Genomic DNA, 21,873 nt, shown 5'->3' on the forward strand with positions numbered 1-21,873 from the left:
CAATCAGACGGCGCGGTGGTACACCGCCTCGACGTTGTAGCCGTCGGGGTCCAGGATGAAGGCGCCGTAGTAGTGCGGGTGATATTGCGGGCGTAGCCCAGGCCCGCCGTTATCGCGGCCGCCGGCGGCCAGCGCCGCCCGGTGGAAGGCGTCGACCTCGGCACGGCTGCGGGCGCGAAATGCCACATGAATGCGCGGGGTGCTGGGCGTGCCCTGGTGGATCCAGAATTCGCCACCCGGGTCGCCCGCGTCATCGGGCTCACCGACGCCGAACCCCATGCCGGTCGCCAGCGCCTTGCGCGGCACATAGCCCAGGTTCGCAAGCGCGCTCAGGTAGAACGCCCGGCTGCGCTCGAAGTCGCTCACGTGAATTTCGATATGGTCCAGCATGCGTGTTCCTCCGTATTGCGGCTACCGTGGGCCGCATCCGTGACCGCGCTCAACGCGCTCCTGATACCCCGAGGTTCGTCCCCGAGACGTAGCTGGCTGCCGACGAGAGTAGCCACATCACCGAGGCAGCCGCCTCGATGGCGGTGCCAGGCCGTTTCATCGGCAATTGCGGCCCGATCTGTGCCAGTCGTTCCCGCGTATGGATGTCGGTATCGATGACGCCTGGCGAAACGGTATTGACACGAATTCCCTCATCGGCCACCTCCTGGGCAAGGCCAAAGGTCAAGGCTTCCAGGGCGCGCTTGCTCGCGGCGTAGTGCACGTTGCGTCCCGCGGCGCCCAGCCTGGCCGCTGCCGACGACATGTTGACGATGCTTCCACCGCGGCCGCCGTGGCGGGTCGACATCCGGCGGATGGCCTCGCCGCAGCAAAGAAAACTGCCCACCACGTTGAGCGCGAAGATGGCCTGCAAGTCTGGCGCCGTGATCGCGTCGACCCGGCCGATATATCCGCTCGTGCCCGCGTTATTGACCAGGGCGGTCAAGACGCCCAGATCCAGGTCGGTCTGGCGGAACATGTCGGAGATCTGCGCGGCGTCGGCGACGTCCGCCTGAACGGTCAAGGCCTTGCGGCCATGGCTGCGCACTTTTTCCGCAACTGCCTGAGCCTGCTGCTCATTGTTGCGATAGTTGATGCAGACGTCGTAGCCCTCGCGCGCTGCAAGCTCGCAAATCGCGGCGCCGATCCCGCGGCTGCCGCCGGTGACCAGAATGACGCCGAGGCCGGTTGTGCTGGAAGATTCTCTCATTGCGTGTCCTTTTCTGCGCTTCGGGGCATGGAGTTGAATTCCGGTATTTCAGCGGACCTGCGCGAGATCCGGATTGTCCTTCGCCAGTTGCTTCCATGAACGCACGTCGCTGGCGACACGTTCACCCAGTTGCTCGGGCGTGCTGGACTGTATGGTCAAGCCATCGCTCGCCAGACGCGCCAGCGAAGGATCGGCCAGAGCCGCCTTGGTGGCCTTGGACAGGCGGTCAATTACCGCCGCCGGAGTTCCTTTCGGTACGAACACGCCATTCCAGGTTACGAGTTCCAGGGCGGGGACGCCGGACTCGGCGAATGTCCTGACTTCAGGCAGCGCCGCGATCCGTTCCTTCGACAGCACCGCTATGGGTTTCAGCGCACCATTCCGGATGAAGGGCAGCAGCACCGGCGGCTGCCCCATGACCAGATTGGTGCGTCCGCCTATCGTGTCCGTCACAGCGGGGGCCCCGCCCTTGTAAGGAACGTGCAGCAGCTCGATGCCGGCCTGGGCGCCAAGCACGTTGACATATAGCTGCAACTGGGCGGAGGCGATGCTGATGCTCTTGGGCTTGGCCTGGGCGGCCTTGATCAGTTCTTCTGGAGAGGAGAATTTCTGGTCCGTGTTGCCCGCGATCATTTGTGGCGAGGTCAGGATCAGGCTGACGGGAGCCAAGGCCTCGGTCGGGTCGATGGCGGGGAAGGGCCCGAAGGTCATGGTCTGGGTCATCTGCCCCGTGCTGTACAGCAGGGTATAGCCGTCAGGGTCGGCCTCGGCGACCAGCCTGTTGCCGATATTGGTCGATGCGCCAGGTTTGTTCTCGACCACGACAGTCTGGCTCAATTCGCGCCCGAGAAGTTCGGCATACTGGCGCGCGACCAGATCTGTCGTGCCGCCGACCGCATACGGGACGATCATGCGGATGGGGCGGGATGGATACTCCGTTGCCGCGCTGGTTGATACGGCGGGATAGACGGCCAAGAGTACTGACATGGCGGCGCCCAATGCGCGCAGGGTATTTCCCATGTTGCTCTCCTTCGGTAGGTACGCAATGGTGCGACGGACAATCGAGGCGGCAGCGACCGGGTCAAGGCGTCCAGGGCAAGGGCGCCAGGGCTTGCGGATCGGTTACGACGTCAATGACGACAGGCAGCTCGCTCGCGCGCGCCTGCTCGAACGCGGCCGCGAACCCGGCCGGCTCGGTCACCCGAATTCCGGTGCATCCCATGGCCTGCGCGATGGCCGCGAAATTCATGGGCCGGTAGTGATAGATTTCCTCGGCCTTGCCGTCCGATCCTTCGTACGCGCTGAGAATCGAACGCGTACCCTGGGCCAGGCAGTGATTGTTGTTGACCACCGTGATGGTCTTCAGGCCCCAGCGCAGCGCGGTCTCCAGCTCCGGCAGGTGATACATGAATCCGCCATCGCCGGTAAAGCAGACGACCGTCGCTTCGGGAGCGGCGAACTTCGCGCCCAGCGAGGCCGGAAAGCCCCATCCCAATGAGCCCGCCGCTCTCAGGTAGCGCTGTCCTTCGTGACGTAGCTGCACATAGGTGCCGGTCCATTGCGATGAATAGCCCGTGTCCGACACCAGGATCGCGTCCGGCGGCAGGACTCCGCTCAGTTCAGCGCAAAGCCTTTCTGGACGGATGGGAACGGAATCGCTGGCGCCGGCCAAAGCGGCCGTTTCGTTCCACTGCCGCACAAATCCCTGGACGCGGTCCAGCCACGCTGGCCGGTCGGCTGGCGGGCAGGCCCGGGCCAGTTGTTCGAGAACGGTGCGGGGGTCTCCCGGCAAGCCCAGCGCGCCGGGATAGTTCCTGCCCAGTTGGGCGGGGTCGGCATCTATCTGTATGACCGGCACCTCCTGCCGTGGCAGCGTCCAGTTGTGGCTGACATGATCGCCGATGATGCTGCCGGCAAAAATCACCAGATCGGCGGCGTTCACGATCTGGTTGGCGCATGCGCGGGAATAGGTGCCGGCAACGCCGCCGTTCAAGGGATGCGATTCGGGCAAGACGGCTTTGGCATCCAGCGACGTCACCACGGGAATCGAGGCTTGCTCGGCGAACAGCCGCAAGGCTTGCTGCGCACCGGACGTGCAGACCCCTAGGTCTGCCACGATGACCGGCCGCTCGGCTTGCGCGATCAACCGTACCGCTGCTTCGATCAGCCGGCTTTCGGCCGGGAGGCGAAAGCCCGGCAGGGCCGAAAAAGGCTGCCGGGCTTGCGGGTAGCCGTTAAGCGTCGCGGCGGCTATGGCGTCTCCGGTGTGTCCCGCGATGTCGATGTGCACGGGGCCCGAGCGGCCCGTGACTGCTTCGCGGAATGCCTGTTGCAGTACGTGGGGCAGTTGTTCGATGCCATCCACGCGCATGCTGTTCTTGGTCGTGGAACGAAACATCGGCTCATGTGGCAACTCCTGGTAGGCATTGCGGTATTGCATCGCCGCGGGCTGCCGGCCGGTCATGGCAATGATCGGGGTCTGGGCAAGACAGGCATCCTGCAGGCCCGCCGCCAGATTGGCGGCGCCTACAGACTGCGCCATGCAGACGGCGGGCTTGCCCGTCACGCGCGCATAGCCGTCCGCCATGTAGGCGGCGGCGATTTCCGAGTGCGCCAGGACGCGGCGGATGCCTAGCTTTTCCATTTCTACCAGGGCGCGCCGGAGTATGGCGTCCATGAAGAACACGTGATCCACGCCGTGCGCTTGGAGCATCTCCGCAATGATGCGGCCGCCTGTGAGGGGAGTAGACATACGCTTCCTTGTGTAGTGAGTTTTCGATGACGTTCAGCAGGCTTCCGCGAAAGGCGTATCGCAGACTCCCGAGACTCCCGCGTTCACGGCAAAAAGCGCGCCAGCCAGAGGCTGCTCGCGTAGCGCTTGCTCGGTCAGCCCCTGGGTAGCAGTGGTGATGAAGAGCGTCTCGAGGCGATCGCCGCCAAAGGCGCACGAGGTGACGCCGGTGACCGGCAGCTGGATGGTCCGGTCCCGGCGCCCTTGCGGCGTATAGCGAACCACCTGGCCCGCGTGAATGTGGGCGCTCCACAGGCATCCCTCGGCGTCGACGGTCGCGCCATCGGGGCGGCCGGCATGGCTGGACATGTCGAGAAATGTGCGGGGGTTGTAGGGCACACCGTCTTCCGTGTCGAAGTCGAAGACCTGGATGGATTTCGCTGGCGTATCGGCGAAATACATCTTTTTGCCGTCGGGACTCCAGGCCAGGGAGTTCGGGATCGTGATGCCGGAAAGATGGGCGGTGGATGTGCCGTTGCCCAGCACGGAATACAGCGTGCCGGTGGGAATCCGGTCGCCATCGTTCATGCTGCCTACCCAGAATCTTCCTTGCCTGTCGCACTTGCCGTCGTTCAGGCGATTGTTTGGCAAGGCCGGTTCGGGGTCGAACCAGGCTTGCAGTCCGCCGGTCTCCAGGTCGAGGAAATGCAGGCCGGACTTGAGCGCGAGCATCAACCTTCCCTTGCTGGTTTCGCAGAAGCTGCCTATCAGTTCCGGCAAGGGGAAGGTCCGCACCACACCGCTACCCGGAGCGTACGCGTGGAGCGCAGGCTTGCGGACATCGATCCAGAACAGCGACTTGCGCGATGGCGACCACAGCGGGACTTCGCCCAGCCGATCAGCGCTTTCGACAACGACATGGACTGCGCTCATTTTTTTCCTTCGATATTCGCGGCAACGTCTTTCCACATTGCTTGTTCTGTCTGGATGTATTGGGCAAAGTCCTGCGTGTCCAGAAACGCGGCTTGCGCATCCGCGGCACTCAGTGATGCCTGCACCTCCGGCCTGGATACGATTTCCCTGACGCTGTCAGAAAGCCGCCGGATGATTTCCGGAGGCGTTCCGGCGGGCGCATGCAAGCCAAACCACGAGGTCACGATGGCCTTGGGATAGCCCTGCTCGGTCATGGTCGGAATCGCAGGCGTGTTGGAGCCGCGTTTTTCGCCGAACGTGGCCAGGCCTTTCAGCTTGCCTGATTGGATAAGTGCGGTCACATTGGCGGCGGCCAGCACCGCCATAGACACGCGACCGCTTACCAGGTCCGGGATAATTGGGGGAGCGCCCTTGTACTGGACTGGCTCGACGTCCAGGCCCGCCTGGCCCAGGAATAATTCGGCCGCCATGCGTTGCGTCGATCCCGTCCCCGGGCTTCCATACTGCAAGGGCGGATTGGACTGGCTGCGGGCAAACGCCACATAGCCCGCCAGATTCTGATAGGGCGCGCTGGCGGGCACCACCAGCACGTTGTCCGTCAGCGCGAAGCGCGCCACCGGCGCCAGGCTGGCCGGCTCCCAGCGTCTGCCGGTCTCCACATATTGGTTGATCGCGAACCATGGGCCGCTTACCAACAGGGTGTAGCCATCGGGCTTGGCCCGGGCCACCCATTCCGCGGCAATGTTCGAGTTTGCGCCGGGCTTGGATTCCGCGATGAACGGTTGGCCCAGCGTCCGGGCCAGTTCGTTCAGCACGATTCTGGTGACCACATCGGCGGCGCCGCCGGCGGGATAGGCAATGACCACAGTTATGGGCCGTTCCGGCCATGTCTGGCCGGCGTGGCCCGATCCTGGGAATGCGTACGATGCCGCCAGGATCAAACCGGCGAACATCCGTTTGATACTCACCATCTACCTGTCTCCTCGATTTCGGCCGCCGCGCTTCTATCGAGCGCGTCGCGCGCAGGGGCGTGCTACTTCATGCCGGATTCCGGTTGGTCTTTAGTTGTTGGGCGGCGCGCGGACGCGTCCTGTTTTTCCTCCAGCAGGCGTAGCGCAAAATTCTTCGAGGCGGCCATGATGTGCCGGGCCGCTGCTTCCGCCGCCTGCGGATCGCGACTGAGCAAGGCGCGGCCCAGATCGTGCCAGTAGCGGTTGGCATCCTGGCGGCTCGCATACGAGGAAATGCCCATGTAGCAGTAGTGCCAGAGCATCTTCTGGCGCAGATTGTCGATAAAGGCGCGGGTGTAGCGGTTCTGGATCAGCGCATACATCTGCGAACTGATGGCGTTGGTCATTTCCTTGTATTCACGCTCATCGCAGCCGGCGTCTGTCTGCTTGATCAGTTCATCGATGTCCGCCTCGATTTTCTTCAGCAAGTCCAGTTCGCCGGTCGACGCAACATGCCTGACGCACAGCCCGAACATATCGGCGCGCGCCTCGAAAAGGTCCCTGATCTCTTCAAGCGTGGGTTCGACGATGCGCACGCCGCGCCAAGGCAGGATCTCGATCAGGCCATCGCGTTCCAGCACGCGGAAGGCTTCTCGGAGAGGCGCGCGGCTGGTCCCCATCTTGAGCGCCAACTCCTGCTCTTTGAGCCGCTGACCGGGCAGGTAGACACCTTTCAGGATGTCCTCGGTCAGCGTGGTGACGATCTGGTCGGGAAGGGAAAGAAACTGTACTTGGCCCACGTTTGATACTCCGTTTATGCCGAGGCGCGCTGTTGCCGGCGCGCATACGATGGTCCGAATTCCCGCGTTGTCGCGAACACTTCGGGCAGCGGACGACTGTTTTCCAAGGTCAACCAAAGTCGGTACAGGTGGCGGCGCAGCTCCGGCTCGTCGTAATCCACATACTTCGTGCGCGAATGCAGGATCGAGTAGTTGTTGCCGATCTGGATGTCGCCGGGCTGCATGCTGAACGCCAACTGCAAGGCGGGATCGGCGCAAAGCCGATCGAAGATGTCCAGGGCCTCGGTCTGCTGCGGCGTCAGTCGCGGGATATCCGGGAAACGCTGCGCGGTCACGATGTAGCGCCGCTTGTAGAGCACGTTCAGGTATCCCAGATGTTCCGTGAAGATGGGAACGACCTGAACGTTGTTTTCGTTCAGGTTCTGGGCACGGGAATCGAAGTAGAAGGGCTGCTGCAGCACCGCCGCAAGGTCGGGGCGCTCTTCCAGGATGGCATTGAACAACGCGGCCGCGCTGACAAGTTTGCTGATCCCGCCCTCCTTGGCGGTGCGCAGGCAAAGCAGCATGAAGACGTCGCCGCCGTCATTGTGGAACTTCAGTTCGTCGTCGGTTTCGTAGCCGCGGGCCGTATCGCTGCTGGCAATGGTCTTGCCGGTGTTCGTCACGCTGTGCAGCAGGCTGCCTGTCCGGTCCTGCGGTTCGGGCGTCCCCAAATATTGGGCCAGCCCCCAGATCACGCGCTTGCATGATTCCGCGCCCAGGCTGGCCGGGTCCAGGCCGCGCAGCACGGTGAAGCCGCGCCCGCCTTCGAGTTCCTGTTGGATGCGCTGGAAGCGCTCTGCCAGCGCTGCGAGCGGGAAGTCGTCCTTGGTGATCTCGAACAACGGGATATCCCGGCTTTCGCAATGGCGAGCCGCGGCCACCACTTCCTGAATCTCGGTGTCCGTGAGCCGCTGGCACCAATTTTCCTGAGGGCCCAGCTCTTCGCTGCGCCAGACTCCGGGCCCTTCCAGTTTTGTCAGAAGCATTTCAGGTCTCCTATCCGCTACATGGTTTGTTCTTTTGTTGGATTGTCGACAATCAAACAATTGAATCATATAGGTGAATACCCGTTGTTCGAGCGTGGGTCCGGCGCGCTGCGTTTATCTGTTGGATCCGACGGCTCCAGCGCCTTTCTGTGCAACACCCGGCCCGTTGCGGCGCATCAAGGTCGCCAAGACCGGCCCACCGTCGCTATGCCAAATTCGAGGGCTATCGCATGCCGAGGCTGCCTACGCTCACAAGCGCAAGCCGGTGCCCATCGGTGCCTCACGGCTGGGGAGAAACGCGCCGGCTGTCAGCCGGCTGACAGCCAGGCTCGAGGGCCTGCAGCTACACTCTCGGGGTTCCCGCGCCGATGGCCGCCGGGCCGGTCCCGCGCAGAGGCAAGGCGGCCGGCAGGCGGCCGCGCTTCCAGTCTCCCGTCATGTCGCAACCCGATTCGTTCAATCTGAAGCAGATCGCCGTGCCGGCGTTCGGCCCGTCGCTGCTCTATGGCATCAGCAACGGCGCCATCCTTCCCGTGATCGCGCTCACCGCGCGGGACCAAGGGGCGTCGGTGGCCGCCGCCGGCCTGATCGCCGCCCTCATCGGGGTCGGCTCGCTGCTCTCCAACATTCCGTCCGCGCTGATCACCGAACGCTTCGGCGAGAAGCGCGCCATGGCGGGCGCGGCCGTGTTGAGCGTGATCGGCCTGCTCCTCGTGATTGGCGTGCCCAACCTCTGGGTGCTGGCGCTGGCCATGCTGATGCAGGGGTGCGCGCAGTCGGTGTTCCAACTGGCGCGCCAGAGCTACATGATCGAGGTCGTGCCGCTGGTGTACCGGGCGCGTGCCCTGTCCACGCTAGGCGGCACGACCCGGATCGGCACCTTCATCGGCCCCTTCGCGGGGGCCGCGCTGATCCATTTCCTGGGGCTGGACGGCGCCTATTGGATCGCCGTCTGCGCCATGCTCGGCGCGGGATTCATCGCCATCAAGGCGCCCGACATCGAGCCCTCGGGCCGCGCCAGCGCGGGTGCGCCGCGCGCGCGCATGGGCGAGGTCGCGCGCGACCATCGCGGCGTGTATGCCACGCTGGGCGTGGGCGTGATGCTGATCAGCGCGCTGCGCGCGTCGCGCCAGGTGGTGATTCCGCTGTGGGCGGACCATCTCGGCCTGGACGCCACCACCACCTCGCTGGTCTACGGGCTGGTCGCGGCAGTCGACATGTCGGTCTTCTATCCGGCGGGCAAGGTGATGGACCAGCGCGGCCGCCTGTGGGTCGCGCTGCCGTGCACGCTGCTGATGGGGCTGAGCCTGATGGCGATCCCGCTGACCGGTGGCGTGACGAGCTTCATCCTGGTGTCGGTGCTGCTGGGCTTCGGCAACGGCATCGGATCGGGCATCGTGATGACGCTGGGCGCCGACGCCGCGCCGCCGGGCGCGCGCACGCAGTTCCTCGGCATCTGGCGCTTCATGGCCGACATCGGGTCAAGCGGCGGGCCGGTGGCGCTGTCGGTGCTGACCGCCCTGGTGTCGCTCGGCGGCGCATCGTTCGGCGTTGGCACGCTGGGTTTGGTGGCGGCTGGCGTGTTCTGGCGCTGGCTGCCGCGCCGCGCGCGGGCTTGAGTGCTTCGCGCTGGTAGCGGGAGCGGTCCTTGTCGGGAGCGGTCCTTACTGCTGCCTGCGACAGATCCTGGCAGCAGGCTAAGCCGGGGCCTCGAAGACCGCATCCCTGCATCGAGTCACGCAGGCGGCCTGTTCAGGATGCGCTCATAGTGAAGCAGGTCTTCCGGCGAAAAGCAGCAGAAGACCACCTCTTGAACCGGCGAGTCCTTGGACAAGCTTTCGCGGACGCTTTTGACAGCAACTTCAGCCGCCAATTCGATGGGATAGCCGTAGATCCCGGTGCTGATGCTCGGGAACGCAATCGAAGCGACTGCTTTTTCTTCCGCCAGTTCGATGCAGCGGCGATAGCAACTGGCCAGCAACGCCGGTTCCCCGCTTTCCCCGCCCCGCCAGACCGGGCCGACCGTATGAATGACGTAGCGGGCGGGCAGACGATAGCCTTTGGTCACCTTGGCATCCCCCGTCTTGCAACCGCCTAGCAGCCTGCACTCATGCACAAGGTCCGGGCCCGCGGCGCGATGTATCGCGCCATCGACGCCACCGCCGCCAAGCAATGAGGAGTTTGCGGCGTTGACGATGGCGTCCACTTGAAGCTTTGTAATGTCGGAGCGGATTGCACGCAGGGTGGTGGGCATGATTTCGGTCCTCGTGATGTGAGGGCGGTCGCTGCTGCAACCAGGAAGCAGCTTTGCACGCGCAAAGGCTGCGTTCGCCATCACGGTAAGACGCTGGCGGTGCTATCGCGAAAGCCGTTTTCCCACGCCAACGGATCCGGCCATTACCAGGGAAGAATTGTAGTCCGACGACCGCTGCGGGTCGCGATCGGAATTCTCGAAAAGGTTGCTCGGGCTAGGCGCGAAGAGCCCTGGCCTGGACGGCTACCGGCGTCGCAATGGGCTTGCGGCGCAGTTCGACCACCTGCGCCGCGCCAACGGCGCGAGCCCGCAATTGGCCACAGCCGCCGTCCACATCCTGCCCGGCGCTATTCCTTACCTTGGTTAGCACACCACGGCTTTGCAGAGAGCGGACGATCTCGCGGATGCGCTCGGAACCAGGGCGCTGGTAGTCATCCCCGTCAAGACTATTGAAGGGAATGACGTTGAGCACGCCGTACTTGCCCTTGAGCAGACGCACGACTGCATCGAGTTCGTCGTCGCCGTCATTGATGCCTTTGAGCAGCGTCCATTGATACTGGATCGGATAATCGGTGTCGCGCGCGTATTTCTCGCCAAGCTCGATCAGTTCTTCCGGCGCAATTTTTGGAGCGCGTGGCAGCAGGTGTGCGCGCAGTTCGGCCTTGGTCGTGTGCAGCGACAGCGCCAGCGCGGGCTTGATGCGTTGTCGCGGCAGGGCTTCGAACACGCGCAGGTCGCCCACGGTGGAGAACACGAGATTCTTGTGGCCGATACTGCCTTCGGTGCCGAGCAGGTCGATGGCTTCGAGCACATTGTCGAGGTTGTGCGCCGGCTCACCCATGCCCATGAAGACGACTTTCTTCACCGCGCGCAGACGCCGCGCCAGCACGACCTGGGCGAGGATTTCCATGCTTGTGACCTGGCGGATCAGGCCGCTCTTGCCGGTCATACAGAAGCGGCAGCCGACCGCGCAGCCGACCTGGGTAGAGACGCAGAGTCCGTCGCGCGGCAACAGCACGCTTTCCACCATCTGCCCGTCGGCAAGTTCGACGAGCAAGCGCGAGCCGTCATTGCCGGCATGTTCGGAGCGGACCCGAGCAAGGCCGTCCAGTTCCGCCGTCAAGGCGGGCACGGCGTCGCGCAGCGCGAGAGGCAGAAAGTGCTCCGCGCTCCGGCGCCGCGTGCCGGTGTCGAGCGCTTGCCCGTTCAGCCAGACGCGCATGACCCTGCCACGATGGACGGGCAGGGCGCCGAGAGCGGCGAGGCGTTGGTCGAAGTCGGAGTGGCGCATGGGGGCGGAGTTTACTCTGGTGCTTGGAAGGGGCGGGAGGGGAGTGCTGCCGGGGTTTTTAAGGTTGAGAATTGCCGGCCGGTCTCTTATCGGCCATGAGCGGACGCTGGCTCTCATGACTCCGACTTCCGAGAGCGCAGGGGTACGGCATCTACTAGCCGTTGAGCAAAGACAACGGCACGGCGATGTCCAGCCTAGCGACCGCCGAGGCGAAGTAAAGAGACACAAACGCCTTATCGGGAAATTTCGTGGGCGCGCAGGAAACTTAAGACAGCAGAGGAGACATACGCCGCATTATCGTAGCGCGATCGGTTGCGTAGAGATGATTCGCCAACAATTTGAGAAGCACCTCCTCCACTTTACTGGCGTCTCCATTGGGAAGCCGCTTGGCAAGCTTCTCACAAGCTTCCCATACATATTTTTTGTTTGGCTTTCTGGGGAGCGCGGGGGGTAGAACACCGAGATCCGCCTTTACAAACTGAAGCCCGGGGAGGTTGTAGTGGGCCCGGAGGGCGTTCCTTACCTCAGTTGTATTTTGATCCAAATACTGCGCCAGCCCAACTTCCGGTGTGACAGTGAGATAGGAAATTGAAGCTCGCTCAGTATCCCTGATCGCGATAACGTCAGGCTGCACTGCGTTGGCCAGACTGGGCTCTGCATCCGCATCCAGCAAGACGAAACATCGAGTAATCGCGGGAACCAGTGCTTTTTGGTGCTTAAAGAAGCGAAGGACGTTAACGAAACCTCCAACTGGGACGGATTGGACCGATGGGTGTGGAGTTAATCCTTTGTAGAGAGCATGGCAAACCTTGCCAACCAGATGATCTACTATCACCTTAGCCGCATCATCCTCAACGTAGATGATCCGATCTGCGGCATTTTCTTCGCCATATGCGAGCGCCCCCAGAACCATCGATGGGAAGCACTTGTCCAGACACGTGATGTTGCCTTTGCCATCGTTCTCCAACAGCAGCAATCGTTGTTTGCCCGCTTGTTTGATGAGGGTTGCCGAGTGCGTAGAAACGACAATGGTCAGTTGTTTACTTTCCGCGACGTCATCCAGATGGCGTAACAATGCCACCTGTGCCATCGGGTGTAGCGCGAGTTCCAATTCGTCAATTAATACCAGTGAGCCAGCGGGGCAGTCCTTCAACATTCGGAGCAGTTTAATAATGCAAAGCTCACCAAGACTAAAGTTCTTCTCTGAAGCATAGCTCTTACCCGTTTGCCCCGGCCGAGCAGGAAGTTCGAGGAGAAAAGCGTCATTCCCAACGCCACGTGACAGATTGATCGTCTTCAGATGACTAAAGCGTTGCGTATCGAAGATGCTATTCGCCCCAGCAATAATGGATGCGTGCGCGGCACGCACACCTCGGGGCTTGAAATCCTCTGGACGCGGCTCAATGCGTCGAGCATCCGCTGCGATATAGAGAACCCCAGGGTAGCCTGCGCCTTTTAGCGCATTTGCGTTAGCCCTCGGCAGAGGTGTCCAGCGTGTACCGCTGTACTTGTATTTGACCTTGACGCCATTGATGTCGTACTCCACAGAAGCGCCAGCGACCGAGTCGAGGCTACTCGATTGAGTCGATACCTTGAAGTGCATTGGGAACGCATTGCGCTCACCGATTCGACGCATACAAGCTAACAGCGACGTTTTCCCCGTGCCGTTCGGCCCAGTCAGTAGCCAAACGCCTCTTTCCGGAACAATGAAATCCAGCGTGTCGATATGCTTAAGATTCTTGATTGAAATCTTCACTGGCATCAAGTCACCACTTATTACGTTTTCTGCGTGACCGCGAATCCTACCACCGAATCTTGGCTACATGTCTGTTCCCCTCGTCCGGCGCGTAATTACACTGCGGACCTGACTAGCTGCTCCCGCGCGTCCAATGCCGATCCTGAATAATGTCCCTGTCTTATGGGAAGATTGAGCACCGCCACTGGTCAAGTTGATTGCGTACTCCAGCAGCGGGGAGTGTGTGTCATCAAAAAGGTCCGGGACGTCGGTTGCGGTGTCATCTGTTCTTCCGCAAGGCGGGGGGGCCTTGATTGAGCGATAGCGGCCCCTGCCGTCGATGTCAGAGCAACCATAAAAGCGCAAATGACAATTCCGATGAGTTCGCTCTCTACTCACGCCACGCCTCAATCGGCCCGAAACCGCACCGACTCAATCGTCCGCAGACTATGTCCATGCACCGGCGAAAGAAGTGGTCGCTCAGCTCGTGTTGGCTCGGAGGCGCGCAGTCCCTCGTCTACGTCCCAATGCCTAGCCGGCGTGACGCCGGCATTCTCCGTTCTCGGCACTTCTCAACGGCTTCTTTGGGTCGGAAGCTGCCGTTCACAAACGACGGCTTCCGACCCAAAGTGGAAATCGGCTACGCACGATTGAGCCCCGAAAAGCTGACCCTCAGGGCGCGCACACGTCCAGTCGCTGCGCGTCAACCTAGACAAACGACGTAGCCCCGCCATCCGCGCCGACTCCGAGTGTCCAGAGGTACTTGTCGAAAATGCGGTCAGCGAACCAACGTTCTTTGAAAACCGCCTTTGCCTCGGCATGCACATCGGACGGGATGCAAGTCCACGCGAGCTGGCGAGGCAGGTCGACAAGCGCTTCCGCCAGAACGCCCTTGTGCGCGTCAAGCTGATCTTTCCAGACTGCCGCATACTGCTCGTAGTCGACACCCAATTTGCCTCGAACGCCTCTGAGGCGGCCGAGTGCATCAACTGCTCGCTTGTCCAGTATTCGCACCTCGTGCTCGCCTGCAAACCATAAGAACTTCGTGGCTGCCGACAGCAGATTGGTTCCAGTAATGCTCTTTACCGGCGCGACCTTGCCCAGTTCAATCGCGAGAGTGTGTACCTTGACTTCGGCATGCTCCGCGCTTTGAGCGGCGGCCGTTAAGTGCGCTGCCGCCGTCACCCATCGTTGGCTGCTCGAGTGCGGATTGTCCTTTTCGGTCTTGAATCCGCGGGCTACCATGTACTTCGCCGCGAGATCTCCCAGGACAAGGGCATCAATTACCCGAGAGCCGTTTTTTCTCAGCTCTTTCATGAACTTGCGGTCTGTCATGAACCATTGATTGGCATAGGACAGCGCCGAGTGCTTCATCAACCAAGGCGCGCTTACATTTGATTTTGTCTTCGTCGATTTCATTGATCTCCCTTCGCAGAATCTGGTGAAAACGTGGAGCGCACGCCACCGGCGGACGGCCGGTGTGATCATCCGACCCGTAAGCAGACTGATGCAAACAGCCTGCTCCTGGCCGCAACCGGACATTGCCGGAGGCCAGCTTTTCGGCTCTACTCCCCGGGGCAGCCTAAATGCCCCTACGAGATGAAAGCAGACGAGATTGTCACGAACACAGAGAACAGTACAGGTCTTGACGCGTATTTTGCCGTCATTGAAGGCCCCGCCTTGGCGACCGAACAGGACGCGCTGGATCTGTTGGGCGAAATCTATGGCAAGGAGGTCGATGTCATTGTCGTCCCCGCCCATCGTTTCACGCCTGAGTTCTACGACCTCAGCAGCAGACTCGCCGGCCATTTTTTTCAGAAAATGCAGAATTATCGGGTTCGTCTCGTGATCCTCGGAGACATCTCTGTCCACGTAGCGGCGAGCAAGGCGCTCCGTGACTTTGTTGGCGAGACCAATCGCATCGGCCATCATTTGTTCGTGGCTGACCGGGCCGAACTAGAGGACAAGCTCCGCCGGAAGGGTTGATCCTCTGCCTTGCGGACGGAAGTTCAAAGAACTTCAACACCAGGGCCGCACACCCGCATCCAAAAGCAAAGAAGCCGCGCATTTCGCGCGGCTTCTTTTTTGCGGCCCGGCAGGCCTCAATGCATCTGGCCGTATCGCCCGGCGTTGAAGTCCTGGATGGCTTCCACGATTTCCTCTTGCGAGTTCATCACGAAGGGACCGTAGCCAACCACCGGCTCATCGATCGGCTCGCCGCTCAGGATCAGGAACACCGCGTCGTTATTGGCTTCGACGGTGACGTCCTCACCCTCTTGCGAGAACAGGGCCAGTTGCGCGTCGCGCGCGACCGATTCGCCGTTGACCAGGACGGTGCCGCGCAGCATTACCAGCATGCTGTTGCGGCCCGCGGGGATCGGGAAGGTCGCGGACTTGCCGGCGGCCAGTTTCACGTCCCACACGTCCATCGGCGTGAAGGTGCGCGCCGGTCCGGCCTGGCCGGCGTAGCTGCCCGCGATCACGCGCAGAGATCCAGCTTCGTTCGGCAGTGCGACCACGGGAATGTCCGCGTTCAGAATGCCCTGGTAGCCCGGCGCCGCCTTCTTGTCCTTGGCGGGCAGGTTGACCCAAAGCTGCACCATTTCCAGCTTTCCGCCCGAACGGGTGAAGGCAGGGGAATGGAATTCTTCGTGCAGGATGCCGGAGGCGGCCGTCATCCATTGCACGTCGCCGGGGCCGATGACGCCGCCGTTGCCGGTGGAGTCGCGGTGTTCGACTTCGCCGCTGTAGACGATGGTCACGGTTTCAAAGCCGCGATGCGGATGCTGGCCCACGCCTCGCGGCTGGGTAGCGGGCTCGAATTCGGCCGGGCCGGCGTAGTCCAGCAGCAGGAAGGGGCTGGTGTCGCGGCCCTTGTCGTTGTACGAGAACATGGAGCGCACCGGAAAGCCGTCGCCCACCCAGTGGGGACGGGGGCTGGCATGCAAACCGAGGATCTTCTTCATGGTGGTGTTTCCTGTTGCGCGGCCCCATCGGAGCCGTTCGTCATAACAATGAAGATAAGGGCGGAACGCTGTTGGCGGTAGTCCCCCGTGCTGGTAAGCACTGTTCCATGGATCGGACGATGGGGCGGCCGGCGCTTTTTCGGAAGTATGCTCCCGGCATGGAAACATGCATGGACAGCGCCCCAGGCCGGGGCGACGAACAGGTTTGGGGTTTTGCCCCGGTGGCATCCGCTGGCGCGCGCGTGCTGGTGCTGGGATCCATGCCCGGGGTGGCGTCGCTCAGGCAGGCGCAGTATTACGCCCATCCCCGCAATGCGTTCTGGCCGCTGGCCGCGCGCATCTGCGGCTTTGATCCGGTGCTGGACTATCCCGGCCGCCTGCGGGCGCTGCAGGCTTGCGGGATCGCGCTGTGGGATGTGCTGCGGGCCTGCGAACGGCCGGGCAGCCTGGACGCCGATATCCGGAACGATACGCTGGTGCCCAACGATTTCCGGGAATTCCTGGGCCGCCATCCGGGCATCGTCCGCGTTTGCTTCAATGGGGCGAAGGCCGCCGCCGTCTACCGCCGCCACGTCCTGCCGGGACTGGCGGGCGTTTCCTTGCAGTACGTGGAGCTGCCATCCACCAGTCCCGCCCATGCGGCGGCGTCTTTCGAGCAGAAGCTGGCGGCCTGGGCGCCTGCACTGAAAAGCCTGGATGAGTAACCGGCGCCAGGTCTGAACAGACCGGACGATATCCGGCGCCCACTCTCCTGAACCGCCTGCACAAATGCCCACCCGACGTGAAAAAACGCGGGGAAGGGCTGCGCACACGGCCCCCGCATGCCACTAACCTGTCCCCCATTGATGGATATCAACACTCTATATAACTACAGGTGATAAGTTAATTTCCGTAGCAGATATACGTTTCGGAGTTTAACCATGCACACCCCAACCAGCCCCCCGGAAACGCCTCTTCCGGGCAAGCGAGGCTTCCTTAAAGGCCTCCTCGGGCTTGGCGCTTCCGCCACCCTCATTCCCATCCACGCGGAAGCCACCCCCGGCATCAACGGCCAGCCGCCGCGCCGCCCCGGGATCCCGGGCAAGCGCTATGGGATGGTTGTCGACATGCGCAAGTGCATCGGCTGCCAGTCCTGTACGGTGAGCTGTTCGCTGGAGAATCTGCCTCCGGTCGGGCAGTTCCGCACCACCGTCCTGCAATACGAGGTCACCCCCGATACCGGCGGCCCCTGCGCCATGGTGATGCTGCCGCGTTTGTGCAACCACTGCGACAAGCCGCCGTGCGTGCCCGTCTGTCCCGTGCAAGCCACCTTCCAGCGGGAAGACGGCATCGTGCTGGTCGACAACGAGCGCTGCGTGGGCTGCGGCTACTGCGTGCAGGCCTGTCCCTACGACGCCCGTTTCATCAACCACGAAACCCAGACCGCGGACAAATGCACGTTCTGCGAACACCGCCTGGAAGCCGGCCTGCTGCCGGCTTGCGTGGAAAGCTGCGTGGGCGGCGCCCGCGTGATCGGCGACATGAACGATCCCGACAGCGCCATCTCCCGGCTGCTGGTCGAACACAAGGCCGACATCAAGGTGCTCAAGCCCGAGATGAAGACCGATCCCCACGTCTATTACATCGGCCTGCCCGACGCGTTCGTGCACCAGGTCGATGGCCAGGCGGGCGTGCGCCTGGCTGGCGGCCACTGAGCCCTTGAAGGAGACACTCATGCAAATCTCTGAATTGCTCACGCCGGTCTACGACGCCGCCTGGCTGCCCTGGGCCGTGCAGTACTTCTTTCTGATCGGCATCAGCGCCACCACGGCGCTGACCGCCGCCTTCGCGGCGTTCGGGCGCGCGGACTCTCCCGCGCGCCGCTTGCTGCCGGCCGCCGTGACGGTGCTGCTGGTCAGCGCCATCGCCGCGCCCGTGTCGCTGCTGGCCGACCTGCACCAGCCCGGCCGCTTCTGGCACTTCTATGCGCATTTCACGCCCTGGTCGTGGATGTGGCTGGGTGCTTTGCTGCTGCCGGTGTTCGTGACCCTGGCCTTGCTGTTCTGCGCGGCATGGTGGTGGGGCCGGATGGGCTGGGTGCGCGTGGTGGCCGTGGCGCTGGCCCTGTCGGCCTTGTCCATCCTGGTCTATACGGGCGCCGAAGTGATGGTGTTGCGTTCCAGGCCGCTATGGCACACCGTCTTTCTGCCGGTGAACTTTGCGCTGACGGCATGGCTGGGCGCGCTGGGCGCCATGTTTCTGGTGGGCCGCTGGCTGCCGGGCGGCATGAAGGCCTTGCCGGTGGACATGCTGCGCTGCCTGAGCGTGACGGCCGTGGTGCTGATGGCACTGGGCGCGGGCGCCTGGGCCTTGCTGGGCCTGTTGGGGCTGGATGCGTCGTTCGCGGCCGCGCTGAAGCTGTTTTCGGAATACCCGATCTGGCGCATCAGCCTGGCCGGCGCCGTGATCACGGCCTTCTGCATCATCGCGCTGCTGCAGCGCCCGTGTCGGACGCTGGCGGCGCCGCTGCCGTCGGCCGCGCTGGCGCTGACCATGCTGGGCGCGGCGTGGATCTTCCGCTGGGTGGTCTTCATGAGCGTGCAGGGCGTGCCCAAGTACGGCGCCGGGCTCTATCTGTATGACATGCCCTGGGGCAGCGATGGGCTGCTGGGCATGGTGGGCGTGCTGGGTCTCTGCGTGGCGCTGATCGCCGCCGTGACCTGGGCCCTGGAGCTGTTCCCGGCCCGCGCCCGCGCCGTGGCCGCCTGACCCCGGCCGCAAGACGAAAAAACATGGAAATGAAAGCAATGAACAAGCAACACGAAGACGACAAGCGCCGCCCGGCGGACGACGGCCCGGACCTGCCGCGCGATGAGGCACGGCGCAAACTGATGGTGCGGGGCGGCGTCGTGGCCGGCGGCATGGCGGCCTTCGCGGCCGGTTATGGCGAGACCGTGGCCAAGGCCGTCAAGGGCCTGGCGCAGGGCACCGCCGGTGTACCGACGGCGCATGCCGTGCGTGGCAACTCGCTGACGCCTGAATTCCGTATCGATCCGCTCTCGGGCGCGCTGAGCGCGCAGCCGGACCAGACGGTCAGCCCGTCGAGCTGTCTGGGCTGCTGGACGCAATGCGGCGTGCGGCTGCGCGTGGACACGAAGGAAAACCGCATCCTGCGCGTGGCCGGCAATCCCTATCATCCGCTGGCGACGACGCGGCCCGCCGCGATGGAGACGCCGGTGCGCGAGGTCTACGCGCAGCTGGGCGGCGACAACGGGCTGGAAGGGCGCGCCACGTCTTGCGCCCGGGGTTCTGCCATGCTGGAACAGATGAACAGCCCCTTCCGCGTGCTGCAACCCATGAAGCGGGTGGGCGGGCGCGGGGAAGGCAAGTGGCAGACGATCACGTTCGAACAGCTTGTGCAGGAAGTGTGCGAAGGCGGCGATCTGTTCGGCGAAGGCCATGTGGATGGACTGCGCGCCATCTTCGACCGCGAGACGCCGCTGGACCCGCAGAACCCCGAGTACGGCGCCAAGGTGAACCAGTTTCTCTTCACCGACGCGTCCAACGAGGGGCGCACGCCGTTGATCCAGCGTTTTGCCGCGCAGTCCTTTGGCACCGTCAACTTCAGCAATCACGGTTCGTATTGCGGACAGAGTTTCCGCGTGGGGGCGGGCGCCGCGATGGGCGACCTGAAGGGCATGCCGCACGGCAAGCCCGACTGGGACAACGCGCGTTTCGGCCTGTTCATCGGCGCGTCGCCAGCGCAGTCCGGCAACCCGTTCCAGCGCCAGGCTCGGCAACTGGCCGAGGCCCGCGTGCGGCCGGAAGCCTCCAGCTTCACGTATGTGGTGGTGTCGCCCATGTTGCCCGCGTCCTCGAGCCTGTCGGCGGGATCGGGCAACGAGTGGGTGGCCGTCAACCCGGCCGGCGACCTGGCGCTTGCGATGGGCCTGATCCGGTGGATCCTGGACAACGAACGCTTCGACGCCCGCATGCTGGCGCAGCCCGGCCCCAACGCCATGAAGGCGGCGGGCGAGGCGGCCTGGGCCAATGCGACGCACCTGGTGGTGGCCGAACCCGGCCATCCCCGCCTGGGCAGTTTCGTGCGGGGCGCGGACATGGGATGGGCGCGTCCGGCGGACGCGGACGACAAATGGGAGGACGTGTATGTCGTGCGCCTGCTGGACGGGACGCTGGCGCCGCACACGGCGGCCACGCCGGCCGAGCTGTTCGTCGATGAGGCGATTCCGATGTCTGGCATGGCGGGCGCGCCGCAAGCGCTGCGCGTGCGCTCGTCGCTGAGCCTGCTGCGCGAGGAATCGCGCCGCAAGACACTGGACGAATACGCCGAGCTGTGCGGCGTGCCGGCGGGCAAGATCGCATCGCTGGCCGAACGCTTCACCAGCCACGGCAAGCGCGCCGTGGCCGATGCTCACGGCGGCACCATGAGCGGCGCGGGCTTCTATACCGCCTATGCCATCGCCATGTTGAACACGCTGGTGGGCAACCTGAACGTGGAAGGCGGACTGGTGCTGGATGCCGGTCCTTTTCCGCCGTATGGCGCGGGCCCGCGCTACAACATCGCCGGTTTCGCCAACAAGGCGGCCCCCAAGGGCGTGGCGCTGTCGCGCAACCGTTTTCCGTACGAGAAGTCCAGCGAGTTCAAGCGCAAGAAGGCGGCGGGCCAGCCCGCCTATCCGGCGGCGGCGCCGTGGTATCCGGCCACGGGCGGGCTGAGCTCTGAGATGCTGGCGTCCGCGCTGGCGGGCTACCCGTATCGCGCCAAGGTCTGGTTCAACCACATGAGCAACCCCGTATACGGCATTGCCGGGTTCAAGAGCGTGGTGCTGGACAAGATGAAGGATCCGGGCATCCTGCCGTTGTCGGTGTCCATCAACCCCTTCATCAACGAGACCAATGCGCTGGCCGACTACATCGTGCCGGACACGGTGACCTACGAGAGCTGGGGCGTGTCGGCGCCGTGGGCCGACGTGGTGGCCAAGGCGTCCACCGTGCGCTGGCCCGCCGTGCAGCCGCGCGTGGCGCGCACCGCCACGAATGAACCCGTGTGCCTGGAGACCTTCCTGATCGCCTGCGCCAAGCGGCTGGGCATGCCGGGCTTCGGCGCCAACGCCATCTCGGACAAGGACGGCGCCAAGTACGCGCTGGACACGCCCGAGGATTTCTTCCTGCGCGGCATGGCCAACATCGCCTTCGCGGCGGGGCGGCCGGTGCCCGAGGCCAGCGACGACGACATGGCGCTGACCGGCGTGGACCGCTATGGCCCGCTGCTGCGGCAAAAGCTCAAGCCAGGCGAATGGCGCCAGGTCGCCATGCTGATGAGCCGCGGCGGCCGCTTCGACAGGATGGAGGATGCCTGGGTCGAAAACGGCCCGGCGCGCCATACGCGCGCGGCTTACGCCAAGCCGCTGCATGTCTGGAGCGAGGAGCTGGCGGGCTTTCGCCACGCCATGACGGGCGAACGCTACAGCGGCTGTCCGACCTGGTATCCGTCGCGCCTGGCGGACGGACGCGATGTGCGGGCAGAGTATCCGCGGCAGGACTGGCCGTTCCTGCTCAGTTCGTTCAAGTCCAACCTGATGAGTTCGATGTCGATCGGCGTGAGCCGTCTGCGCCAGGTGCATCCGCACAATCCGGTGTCGATCAACCGGCAGGACGGCGAGCGCCTGGGCATCCGCAATGGCGACGCGGTGCGCATCGTGACGCCGGGCGGCGCGGTGACGGGGCTGGCGCTCTTGCGCGACGGCATCCAGCCGGGCGCGCTGGGCATCGAGCATGGTTATGGCCATACCGAGCTGGGCGCCCGCGCGCATATCGTGGACGGCAAGCCCATGCCGCACGATCCGGCGCTGGCGGCGGGCGTCAACCTGAACGACCTGGGTTTCGGCGATGCCACGCGCGGCGAACATGCCAACGTCTGGATCGACTGGGTATCCGGCGCGGCGGTGCGCCAGGGCCTGCCGGCGCGGATCGAACGCGTCTAGGCG

General features: G+C 63.7%; 19 protein-coding genes. 6 read left to right on the forward strand and 13 right to left on the reverse strand.

Annotated elements, in window-relative coordinates:
- Positions 1-3 precede the first annotated feature (3 nt).
- From ASE30_RS22350 to ASE30_RS22385, 8 genes are all read right to left on the reverse strand, one after another.
- A complete protein-coding gene (locus ASE30_RS22350; protein WP_057286471.1) occupies positions 4-390 on the reverse strand; it encodes a VOC family protein in 387 nt (128 codons plus the stop codon).
- 49 nt (positions 391-439) lie between these two features.
- Entirely contained in the window at positions 440-1,198 is a 759-nt protein-coding gene (locus ASE30_RS22355; RefSeq protein ID WP_057286472.1) for an SDR family oxidoreductase, read from the reverse strand.
- Positions 1,199-1,246: 48 nt separating this feature from the next.
- A complete protein-coding gene (locus ASE30_RS22360; RefSeq protein WP_057286473.1) occupies positions 1,247-2,218 on the reverse strand; it encodes a tripartite tricarboxylate transporter substrate binding protein in 972 nt (323 codons plus the stop codon).
- Between the two features lie 61 nt (positions 2,219-2,279).
- Positions 2,280-3,950: a thiamine pyrophosphate-binding protein gene (locus ASE30_RS22365; RefSeq protein WP_082601682.1), complete on the reverse strand. Its 1,671-nt coding sequence runs from the start codon at positions 3,948-3,950 to the stop codon at positions 2,280-2,282.
- 33 nt (positions 3,951-3,983) lie between these two features.
- Entirely contained in the window at positions 3,984-4,862 is an 879-nt protein-coding gene (locus ASE30_RS22370) for an SMP-30/gluconolactonase/LRE family protein (RefSeq protein WP_082601683.1), read from the reverse strand.
- Positions 4,859-5,833: a tripartite tricarboxylate transporter substrate binding protein gene (locus ASE30_RS22375; protein ID WP_235515320.1), complete on the reverse strand. Its 975-nt coding sequence runs from the start codon at positions 5,831-5,833 to the stop codon at positions 4,859-4,861. Before ASE30_RS22375 ends, ASE30_RS22370 begins: the two co-directional genes overlap by 4 nt.
- Positions 5,834-5,895: 62 nt before the next feature.
- Positions 5,896-6,612 (reverse strand): GntR family transcriptional regulator, encoded by a 717-nt coding sequence (locus ASE30_RS22380; RefSeq protein WP_057286474.1) that lies wholly within the window; start codon positions 6,610-6,612, stop codon positions 5,896-5,898.
- A gap of 14 nt (positions 6,613-6,626) precedes the next feature.
- Positions 6,627-7,640, reverse strand: a complete 1,014-nt coding sequence (locus tag ASE30_RS22385) for a TauD/TfdA family dioxygenase (protein ID WP_057286475.1) — start codon at positions 7,638-7,640, stop codon at positions 6,627-6,629.
- 437 nt (positions 7,641-8,077) lie between these two features.
- On the opposite strand from ASE30_RS22385, the gene ASE30_RS22390 reads away from it, so the two are divergent.
- Positions 8,078-9,259 (forward strand): MFS transporter, encoded by a 1,182-nt coding sequence (locus tag ASE30_RS22390; protein ID WP_057286624.1) that lies wholly within the window; start codon positions 8,078-8,080, stop codon positions 9,257-9,259.
- 116 nt (positions 9,260-9,375) lie between these two features.
- On the opposite strand, the gene ASE30_RS22395 is transcribed toward ASE30_RS22390, so the two are convergent.
- The 4 genes from ASE30_RS22395 to ASE30_RS22410 form a co-directional block, all read right to left on the reverse strand.
- Positions 9,376-9,894, reverse strand: a complete 519-nt coding sequence (locus tag ASE30_RS22395; protein ID WP_057286476.1) for an O-acetyl-ADP-ribose deacetylase — start codon at positions 9,892-9,894, stop codon at positions 9,376-9,378.
- A gap of 214 nt (positions 9,895-10,108) precedes the next feature.
- Positions 10,109-11,185, reverse strand: coding sequence for an RNA methyltransferase (locus tag ASE30_RS22400; RefSeq protein ID WP_057286477.1), 1,077 nt, complete (start codon positions 11,183-11,185; stop codon positions 10,109-10,111).
- Between the two features lie 265 nt (positions 11,186-11,450).
- A complete protein-coding gene (locus ASE30_RS28650; RefSeq protein ID WP_082601684.1) occupies positions 11,451-12,947 on the reverse strand; it encodes an ATP-dependent endonuclease in 1,497 nt (498 codons plus the stop codon).
- A 681-nt stretch (positions 12,948-13,628) separates the two neighbouring features.
- Positions 13,629-14,339 (reverse strand): hypothetical protein, encoded by a 711-nt coding sequence (locus ASE30_RS22410; RefSeq protein WP_156407734.1) that lies wholly within the window; start codon positions 14,337-14,339, stop codon positions 13,629-13,631.
- A 180-nt stretch (positions 14,340-14,519) separates the two neighbouring features.
- Here ASE30_RS22410 and ASE30_RS22415 point away from each other — a divergent pair, with 180 nt between their 5' ends.
- On the forward strand, positions 14,520-14,906 hold the full coding sequence (locus tag ASE30_RS22415) for a DUF4180 domain-containing protein (RefSeq protein ID WP_082601685.1): 387 nt from the start codon (positions 14,520-14,522) through the stop codon (positions 14,904-14,906).
- 116 nt (positions 14,907-15,022) lie between these two features.
- Here ASE30_RS22415 and ASE30_RS22420 read toward each other — a convergent pair whose 3' ends face one another.
- The gene (locus ASE30_RS22420; protein ID WP_057286480.1) at positions 15,023-15,886 is read right to left on the reverse strand and encodes a pirin family protein; all 864 of its coding nucleotides are present in this window, start codon (positions 15,884-15,886) and stop codon (positions 15,023-15,025) included.
- A gap of 170 nt (positions 15,887-16,056) precedes the next feature.
- On the opposite strand from ASE30_RS22420, the gene ASE30_RS22425 reads away from it, so the two are divergent.
- The 4 genes from ASE30_RS22425 to ASE30_RS22440 all read left to right on the forward strand — a co-directional run bounded on the left by ASE30_RS22425 (position 16,057) and on the right by ASE30_RS22440 (position 21,870).
- A complete protein-coding gene (locus tag ASE30_RS22425; protein ID WP_235515321.1) occupies positions 16,057-16,590 on the forward strand; it encodes a DNA-deoxyinosine glycosylase in 534 nt (177 codons plus the stop codon).
- A 216-nt stretch (positions 16,591-16,806) separates the two neighbouring features.
- Positions 16,807-17,580: a sulfate reduction electron transfer complex DsrMKJOP subunit DsrO gene (gene dsrO / locus ASE30_RS22430; RefSeq protein ID WP_057286482.1), complete on the forward strand. Its 774-nt coding sequence runs from the start codon at positions 16,807-16,809 to the stop codon at positions 17,578-17,580.
- Positions 17,581-17,599: 19 nt separating this feature from the next.
- Complete coding sequence (nrfD, locus tag ASE30_RS22435) at positions 17,600-18,634, forward strand: NrfD/PsrC family molybdoenzyme membrane anchor subunit (protein WP_057286483.1); 1,035 nt, start codon at positions 17,600-17,602, stop codon at positions 18,632-18,634.
- 38 nt (positions 18,635-18,672) lie between these two features.
- Positions 18,673-21,870 (forward strand): tetrathionate reductase subunit A, encoded by a 3,198-nt coding sequence (locus ASE30_RS22440; RefSeq protein ID WP_369819356.1) that lies wholly within the window; start codon positions 18,673-18,675, stop codon positions 21,868-21,870.
- Positions 21,871-21,873 lie beyond the last annotated feature (3 nt).

The organism is Achromobacter sp. Root83 (assembly GCF_001428845.1).
Classification (GTDB): Bacteria; Pseudomonadota; Gammaproteobacteria; order Burkholderiales; family Burkholderiaceae_B; genus Achromobacter.

Bases quoted from the DNA above. Each gene is read 5' to 3' on its own strand.
- ASE30_RS22350 (WP_057286471.1), bottom strand. From the start codon at position 390: ATGCTGGACCATATCGAAATTCACGTGAGCGACTTCGAGCGCAGCCGG.
- ASE30_RS22355 (WP_057286472.1), bottom strand. From the start codon at position 1,198: ATGAGAGAATCTTCCAGCACAACCGGCCTCGGCGTCATTCTGGTCACC.
- ASE30_RS22360 (WP_057286473.1), bottom strand. From the start codon at position 2,218: ATGGGAAATACCCTGCGCGCATTGGGCGCCGCCATGTCAGTACTCTTG.
- ASE30_RS22365 (WP_082601682.1), bottom strand. From the start codon at position 3,950: ATGTCTACTCCCCTCACAGGCGGCCGCATCATTGCGGAGATGCTCCAA.
- ASE30_RS22370 (WP_082601683.1), bottom strand. From the start codon at position 4,862: ATGAGCGCAGTCCATGTCGTTGTCGAAAGCGCTGATCGGCTGGGCGAA.
- ASE30_RS22375 (WP_235515320.1), bottom strand. From the start codon at position 5,833: ATGGTGAGTATCAAACGGATGTTCGCCGGTTTGATCCTGGCGGCATCG.
- ASE30_RS22385 (WP_057286475.1), bottom strand. From the start codon at position 7,640: ATGCTTCTGACAAAACTGGAAGGGCCCGGAGTCTGGCGCAGCGAAGAG.
- ASE30_RS22390 (WP_057286624.1), top strand. From the start codon at position 8,078: ATGTCGCAACCCGATTCGTTCAATCTGAAGCAGATCGCCGTGCCGGCG.
- ASE30_RS22395 (WP_057286476.1), bottom strand. From the start codon at position 9,894: ATGCCCACCACCCTGCGTGCAATCCGCTCCGACATTACAAAGCTTCAA.
- ASE30_RS22400 (WP_057286477.1), bottom strand. From the start codon at position 11,185: ATGCGCCACTCCGACTTCGACCAACGCCTCGCCGCTCTCGGCGCCCTG.
- ASE30_RS28650 (WP_082601684.1), bottom strand. From the start codon at position 12,947: ATGCCAGTGAAGATTTCAATCAAGAATCTTAAGCATATCGACACGCTG.
- ASE30_RS22410 (WP_156407734.1), bottom strand. From the start codon at position 14,339: ATGAAATCGACGAAGACAAAATCAAATGTAAGCGCGCCTTGGTTGATG.
- ASE30_RS22415 (WP_082601685.1), top strand. From the start codon at position 14,520: ATGAAAGCAGACGAGATTGTCACGAACACAGAGAACAGTACAGGTCTT.
- ASE30_RS22420 (WP_057286480.1), bottom strand. From the start codon at position 15,886: ATGAAGAAGATCCTCGGTTTGCATGCCAGCCCCCGTCCCCACTGGGTG.
- ASE30_RS22425 (WP_235515321.1), top strand. From the start codon at position 16,057: ATGGACAGCGCCCCAGGCCGGGGCGACGAACAGGTTTGGGGTTTTGCC.
- dsrO (WP_057286482.1), top strand. From the start codon at position 16,807: ATGCACACCCCAACCAGCCCCCCGGAAACGCCTCTTCCGGGCAAGCGA.
- nrfD (WP_057286483.1), top strand. From the start codon at position 17,600: ATGCAAATCTCTGAATTGCTCACGCCGGTCTACGACGCCGCCTGGCTG.
- ASE30_RS22440 (WP_369819356.1), top strand. From the start codon at position 18,673: ATGAACAAGCAACACGAAGACGACAAGCGCCGCCCGGCGGACGACGGC.